We start from the raw sequence: 7,557 nt of genomic DNA, 5'->3' as shown, positions 1-7,557 counted from the left end.
AAAATCACCACTGAGTTTGGCGCTTTATTCAAAGGTGCGGTGGGGGCGTTGCCTGCATTAACAGATTATTGTGAGCATTTAGACCTAAAACGACGACAAGGTGCAGCTAACTGTCAGCGCTGGTTGTGCGCTTAATACACCATTTCTTAATTTCAAATAAAAGCATTTTCCACTTGATAGATATCAAGCTTTTTTGCTGTGTTGAATTTAGTTTATGAGTTATTTTTGGTGATTAATGATGAAATATTCAGTCCTTTGGCAGGAATAATCCCATAAGTAAATGAATGTTGGTGTTGGCAACTCAAAATGAAAGGCGTTATGTTATAACTTCAAAATAATGGGTGGCTATGTATTATTAGCTCTAAGTGTTTAGATCTCATCAAACATCAATAAGCGTCTAAAAAACAATCAAATAGATTCAAAAATCTTTACATACAATCAAACTAGCAAACAAAAAAACACCATTAACCAACTTAACTTGAGATTATTTTAATTGTTAATAGCATTAAAGTGGTCTACTTTACTATAAGCTTATAGTCAATGAGACTTATAGCTAGCTCGTAGTAAACACAATAAAAAAAGTGATTTTATAAAATGACAAATTAAAAATACAATACTCTTCAGGAAATATAAATGAATATACAAAACGATAGATTTAAATTATCCAGGACAAGCTTACTGGTTTCCCCTTTACTACTATTATTGTCGGCATGTTCAGATGATGACAAAAAAACACCCGTAGTGCCTCCAATACCCGAAGTTCCGCCAGCCGTAGAAGTCGATCCAGATCCAGAGCCGTTAGTGACTAATTTAGTCGAAGCAGCAAACAAAGCAAATAAACGCATTGGTACCGCGTTAAGTCATGGTGTTTTAAGCAATAACGAGACTGACTATATCGACATAGTAAAGAAAGAATTTAACTATGTGACACCTGAAAATATCGGTAAATGGGGATCTATTCAAAATACTAGCTCTGACGTTTGGGATTATGACGCTTTAGATAGCATGATCGATTTTGTCGAAGAAAATGACATAGCGTTTAAAGGCCACGCCTTAGTATGGCATCGCCAAGCACCATCTTTTGTTAATGGTGATGTAACAGCTGAAGATTTAACCATATTAATTAATGCGCATATCGATGCTACGGCAGCGCGTTATAGCGGACAAATATATGCGTGGGATGTGGCAAACGAAGTGATGGGTGATGATGCTAATTATCGTGACTCTGTATTCTTTGAAAAGCTAGATAAAAACTACATTGCAGATGCGTTTACTAGAGCACATGATGCTGCTCCTGAAGCGAAGTTGTTTTATAACGATTACAGTATCGACAACATCAATGCTAAGTCTGATGCTGTATTTACCATGGTAACTGAATTAATCAATGCTGAAGTCCCGATTCACGGGGTGGGTTTTCAAATGCATTTAGACGCATCAAATGCACCATCAACCCAGCAAATGACCGATAATCTGCAACGTTTTGCTGATTTGGACTTAGACGTTAACATCAGTGAAATTGATGTGCGTTTATCTGCTTTACCTTGGGACCAAGTGACTAAACTGGCTATTCAACAACAGGTATACCATCGTGCAGTCAATGCATGTATGAATGTTGACCGTTGTGACGCTGTCACGGTTTGGGGGTTCACAGACAAATACAGTTGGATTGATGGCGAGTTTGGGCCCGATGATCCACTTTTATACACTGCTGATTACCAAAGAAAACCGGCTTATTTTGCGATAGCTGATGCCTTTATGGGTATTGAAGCTGATGCATCAGGTGTGATGCCAAACTTAATTGCCAATGGTAACTTTGAAATAGGCACAGACGGGTGGACAACCTTAGACGAAACAGCCATGAGAACCACTGAATATCAACAGAATGGAATAACATCGCTGTTATCTTCAGCAAGTGAAGATGCTAAAGCGACAGCTAGCATTGATATCACCAGCTTACTTAAGGCAAACAGCGTCTATGACCTTAAAGCTTGGGTGATGTCAGCTAACGAAACAACATTAGCAAGCTCTGTAAATGTAATACTCGAATGTGTCGCTGAAGAAGCGAACACTATCGTTGTTAATTCAGCCGTTGCCAGCAACACTGAGTTTACCCAATTATCAGGTTCATTTTCCGTACCTAATTGTGAGCTTGTCAACGCCACTTTATCAGTTGAAGGCGCTGATGTAAGTGAAGACTTTTACTTAGATGCAGTAAGCCTTCGACCACAAGCTTTAATGCCTAACACTGATGGTTTTGGCGATAACCTTTTAGCTAACAGTGATTTTGAAATTGATGCTTCAGGTTGGGAAGGTTACGACACATCAGCAGTTGCAATCACCACAAGCAAAGTATTTGCCGGAACCCAAAGTCTAGTCGGTACTGCACGTACCCAAGAATATCAAGGGCCATCAACGAATATTTTGAGTCTTGTTGAGTCAGGCCAAACTTACCAATTGTTTGCTCGAACGGCAATTAGTGAAGGTTTAGCTCAAGTTAAAGCAACAATTAGTGCAACCTGTTCAGATGGTGTTAAGTACTTAGGCACTGGCGCTACGGAGGCTAACTCAACTGATTGGTCTCTAATTGCGGGGCAGGTAACGTTACCTACCTGTGCGATGAGCGATGCCATACTTTATTTTGAAGGCCCAGCAGTGGGTATTGATATCTATGTAGATGACGTCACTTTTCATCAAGAAAAGAAAGATCTAGGTCCTAACTTAGTAACAAACAGCGACTTTGAAATAAACACTGATGGTTGGTCAGTTTGGGGCGGCACATTAGCCAGCTCAACAAACTATGCCAACACAGGTAATAGCAGTGCTTTACATAGTGATAGAACAGGGACTTGGCAAGGCCCGTTATTTAATTTACAGCCTTTTGCTGAAACCGGTAAGACTTATGAAATTACCACATATGCCCGCATTGAAAATGCAGATGAAGATCTGTTAAACATTACCTTAAAAACCTTATGTGAAGGTGATGAAGAAGCTGATGCATCTTACACTCAACATGGTGCTATAACGGCTACCAATGGCGAGTGGACAAAGTTAACCGGTAGTTTGGTGTTACCAAATTGTGCGCTTACTAGTGCCGTTGTTTATTTTGATGGCCCCGCAATTGGTGTCGATATTTATATCGATAGCGTGTCTATTACCAGTGACATTACTGTGGACGCTGATAACTTATTGACCAATTCAACCTTTGAATCGGGTATAAATGGCTGGGCAACTTGGGGGGCAAACATTGAAGAAAGTACTGATTTTGCTCACACAGGTGAAAAGTCAGCGTTAGTTAATTCACGTACCAATGATTGGCAAGGGCCTGTCTACGACTTTTTGGGGCGAGGAGTTGCAAATACCGCTTATGATATCAGCGGTTGGATAAGAGTTGCAGGTTCTGACAGTGAAAACGTTAGCATTAACATCAAGCAAACCTGTGAAGGTTCAGAGGCGGTTTACACCGAGGCAGGCCCAGCCGTTACTGTGTCAGACAGTGAATGGACCTTAGTGAGTGGCACATTTACCCCCCCTGATTGTGAATTAACTGAGCTCTCGGTGTATTTTTCAAATGCCGCTGTAGGCGTTGATATCTATTTAGACGACGCGGTAGTTAAGTTGGCCTCGGTAGAATAAAATAGACTGTGTTTATTTACTCAATAAGTAAGCTCGTTTAATAAATAGTACCAAAATAAGCAAAGATTTATATCGGGCAGAGGGCGTTACATCAAGTTATAACCTCTGGCATTGTTTGTAGATTAATTAAATTATAATATTTAATCCACAATATCGATTTACGTTTATTTAAAAACTATCTATAAGGAATGTTGAGAATTTATTATCAACATTCCTTTTTATTTAAACTAGCATCATTAGATTGATTGTTAATACCACCATAAACTTGATAAATATCGACGTTGTTCAAATTAACAACGCATAACATTCCATATCCCTAAGTGATTTAAAAACTACTGTACTCGGGCCTTTATTCGTTTCATTACTATTGTTGCCCAATTTCACTTTATTAAGCACGCCCATAAATTTATTGATATTAGTTCTATTGTTTTCAGTGTGATTACGAGATAATAGCGTTAAATACTTAACAGAGAATGTATAATGGACAACCAGCAAGACAGTTACATGACTGAAGAAACTCTAATTGAAACAATCGAAAATCAAATCGCAGATGGTGAGCCAAAAAAGGTAAAAGAAACCTTAATGCGCTTAGTTATGACGGGCACGCCACGTGAAGAAGCGGTTCAATGGATGGCCTGTGCCCTGGCTATTGAAGTATCCGATATCATGGAAAATGATGTTTCATTCAATGAATCACGTTATATCCAGCATTTGAACGCATTACCCAATTTGGATTGGATGAAAGATGATTAGTATCAATGCCTTATAATTACAAAGATTAAGCATAACTGACTAAATTGGGAACGTTAATATGCTCGATAAGCATTATGTAGAGCCCAGTTTACTCGGGGCTGCTTAACGTCATGATAAGTGAATTTTGGTAAAAAGTGAGTGTTACAGACTCTAGTTTGTCATTTTAATTAGCTTCTAGATTTCTAACCATCTACCTATTATGCTGCCAATAAGTTTAATTTCTGCTAAGTATTCAAGGATATTTTACGTAAGATAAAAATACATGTATTTTCCGGTAATGTAACATTTTTGTATAAAACGTCAGCTAAATTCAATACTTAATGGATGTACAAATAAAGTAAACACCTATTACTTGTTTGTTCAATTCAGAATTAAGTTATCTTTTCGCCTACATTTATCGTTAAAAATATAACTTTTCAGTTCGTTAAATGATTATTAAATAATTTTATATGCTTTTAAATTATGTGTGTTTTAGTTTAAGTTTTAGTTTTAAGTAGTCTGGATATTTGTTTTTAAAAAGATCGTTGTCAGATAATTATAGAAGAACATTATTCTAAAGAGTTTGTGAATTTGTTACTTCATCAAGAGACACATTTGTAGGTTAATAGAGGTTGTATGGTTGCGGTTAATAAATTATCTGACACGTTTTTACGAAAAATATTGGGGAAACCCTATATAGGTAAATCTGTCATTGCTGATGGTGGGAGCTTATCAGTTCGTATTTCAAAGAAAGGTTTTATTGGTTGGGTTTTTCGTTATAGGCTTGGTGGTCGTGAAACGAATCCTAAGTGGGTCAGTTTAGGGAAATATCCTGAAACGTCGATAAAGCAAGCTAGAGTTAAAAGAGATCAGTGTCGTAAATGGTTGGACAATGGTGAAGATCCCACTGTCGAATTATCATTGGTTAAAGTTAAACGTAAAGATGCTGTCACAGTTAAAGATGCGCTGGAATATTGGTTGGTGGAATATGCCACTGAAAACCGTAAAAATGTAGATAAACATAGAGCACAATTCTCCCGCCACTTATATCCTTATTTAGGCAAGTATCCATTAGAGAAAACAACCAAACCACAATGGTTGGAATGTTTTGATCGAATAAAAAAAGGTATTTCTAATGAACGAAAGGGCGCTCCTGTCGCAGCAGGTCAAGTCTTGCAAGCGTCAAAACAAGCATTGTTATAAAGGTTATCAGGACATGCATCGAAATCAGCACTAATGCGCCTGACAGCGCAGCTTTGTTCAACAAGAGCATTAATGATAAATCACAATCAATACGAATTATCGTACAGCTCATAATCTGCATATTAGTTCTGAACTGTAATCTCATTACATTATCTATTGGTAATACCTGCGCAAAAAAATTGGTAATAACACCTTGCGAGTTTGAAATACAGCTGAGTCACTGACTAACTTTGTTCTGTTATTTGGTAATGTTGTCATATCCATTGGTAGTGAATATAAAAACCATTCAACAATAACAGCCTGACTCTCCTGTAAGTTATTGTTCATTATGTCTTTTCTATTGAGAGGGAAATATGTAAAGCCAATGCGTTAATCTTTTTTATGTCATCGTTACTACCAATTTTGGTTTTTGGTAATGCCTGCGGCGCTTTTTTGGTTGACAATGATGTGTTGTGGTGGTTATATTTTGTTTAACGCAAAGTTACAGGTGTGAACAGGTTGTTAAGCATGTGGCTGTGTTGGGTGGGTTGTGTGTGATTATGTGCGTAACAATTAATCATTGCTCTTTGATCATATACAACAAAGAGTTCTGCTTCTTTTTACAACGAAATTAGATAATTTTTGGTGTTAATTAGAAGCAAAGTCTTACCTATTTTTATTACGTTTTTCAGGGTTAGTTAAGCTCATGTGTAGGTGCGCCACTATATGCTGCGCATATAGGTATTCTAAGTAAGCTTTGAAAATAGTTAAGCCGAACAATATACGAACATATTCAACAAAGAGATCGTAAATTATAAAGGATTCCAATATCAACACATATAAATCTTACCGACATATTCAAAAGAAAATGTGTGACGTTTTCGCTTTGCTAGTTTTTGCTTTAGCTGTTTTTAGCGCATCACTCAATGCTCAGGAAATTGAGGAGAATACGCTTATTCCTAAGTCACACACTAGCCTTGCTGAAGGTGTTTTACTGGGGGATTTGTCAAAACTCGATCCGCTTAAAAAGCCAGGTGATAATTTTGACTTACTCGATTGGTCGTTAACGTTGCCAACCGATCTCAACAAAGATAAAAAAGCTGATACCGTCTATGAGAAATCATTAGGTAAAGGCTTTGACTTAAAGCCATTTTTTTATACAGCTGATGATGGTGGCTTGGTATTCGCTTGCCCAAACGTAGGTGCCAAGACCTCAAAAAATACAAAATATGCGAGAACCGAACTACGCGAAATGCTACGTAGAGGTAATGTTCAAATTAAAACTCGTGGCCTGACAAAAAATAACTGGGTTTTCAGCAATGCGCATGGTTCGGCGAAAGCTAAGTCTGGGGGTGTTGAAGGCAGTTTGGAAGGGACTTTGGCAATAAACCGAGTATCTACCACAGGTGATAAAAAAAAGGTTGGACGCGTGGTCATCGGGCAAATTCACGCGACGGATGACGAACCTATTCGTTTATATTACCGAAAATTACCAGCCAACTCGAAAGGGGCTATTTATTTTGCCCATGAAATAAATGATGGTGATGATATTTGGATAAATATGATTGGCTCACGTTCACATACTTTGTCAGACCCTGTTGACGGAATCGCCTTAAACGAAAAATTCTCTTATAAAATTTCCGTCGAAGATGAAGTGTTGTTCGTCACTATAATCAGGGAAGGTAAGCCTAATATTACTAAGTACTACGATATGAAAGATAGTGGTTATAGTGCTAGTAACCAGTATATGTACTTTAAAGCGGGTGTTTATAATCAAAACAATGACGGCGCTGATGGTGATTATGTGCAAGCCACTTTCTATCATATCCATAACATGCATAAAGGGTATAAATTTTAGCGCAGTTAACACATCAATTTAAAATTAGTAACTTGTAACTCGTAACTACAATTATTGGTTATATTTTTTTTAAATTAATAGGTTAAAGCTTTTGTTTGGGGTTCGTCTGTTGAAGTTAATATATCTATAATTTAAATATAAGAATTTAATGG

Annotated in this window: 4 protein-coding genes and 1 pseudogene; all 5 read left to right on the top strand. The window is 37.4% G+C overall.

Going from position 1 to position 7,557, the window contains the following annotated elements; genetic code table 11:
- Nucleotides 1-135, top strand: a pseudogene (locus tag AB4140_RS19565) (transposase); the annotation flags it as partial.
- A 498-nt stretch (nucleotides 136-633) separates the two neighbouring features.
- Nucleotides 634-3,633 (top strand): endo-1,4-beta-xylanase, encoded by a 3,000-nt coding sequence (locus tag AB4140_RS19560; protein ID WP_372002299.1) that lies wholly within the window; start codon nucleotides 634-636, stop codon nucleotides 3,631-3,633.
- A 480-nt stretch (nucleotides 3,634-4,113) separates the two neighbouring features.
- Nucleotides 4,114-4,386, top strand: a complete 273-nt coding sequence (locus tag AB4140_RS19555; protein WP_303446172.1) for a hypothetical protein — start codon at nucleotides 4,114-4,116, stop codon at nucleotides 4,384-4,386.
- Nucleotides 4,387-5,001: 615 nt separating this feature from the next.
- Nucleotides 5,002-5,568: an Arm DNA-binding domain-containing protein gene (locus tag AB4140_RS19550; protein ID WP_372002297.1), complete on the top strand. Its 567-nt coding sequence runs from the start codon at nucleotides 5,002-5,004 to the stop codon at nucleotides 5,566-5,568.
- An 847-nt stretch (nucleotides 5,569-6,415) separates the two neighbouring features.
- On the top strand, nucleotides 6,416-7,405 hold the full coding sequence (locus tag AB4140_RS19545; RefSeq protein ID WP_372002295.1) for a polysaccharide lyase family 7 protein: 990 nt from the start codon (nucleotides 6,416-6,418) through the stop codon (nucleotides 7,403-7,405).
- Nucleotides 7,406-7,557 lie beyond the last annotated feature (152 nt).

Source organism: Shewanella sp. 10N.286.51.B2 (genome assembly GCF_041469265.1).
Taxonomy (GTDB): domain Bacteria; phylum Pseudomonadota; class Gammaproteobacteria; order Enterobacterales; family Shewanellaceae; genus Shewanella.
Note: the sequence above shows the minus strand (reverse complement) of the source record. Positions and strands in the feature narration are given on the sequence as shown.

Coding starts and splice junctions, on each gene's coding strand:
- AB4140_RS19555 (WP_303446172.1), top strand. CDS start 4,114: ATGGACAACCAGCAAGACAGTTACATGACTGAAGAAACTCTAATTGAA.
- AB4140_RS19550 (WP_372002297.1), top strand. CDS start 5,002: ATGGTTGCGGTTAATAAATTATCTGACACGTTTTTACGAAAAATATTG.
- AB4140_RS19545 (WP_372002295.1), top strand. CDS start 6,416: ATGTGTGACGTTTTCGCTTTGCTAGTTTTTGCTTTAGCTGTTTTTAGC.
- AB4140_RS19560 (WP_372002299.1), top strand. CDS start 634: ATGAATATACAAAACGATAGATTTAAATTATCCAGGACAAGCTTACTG.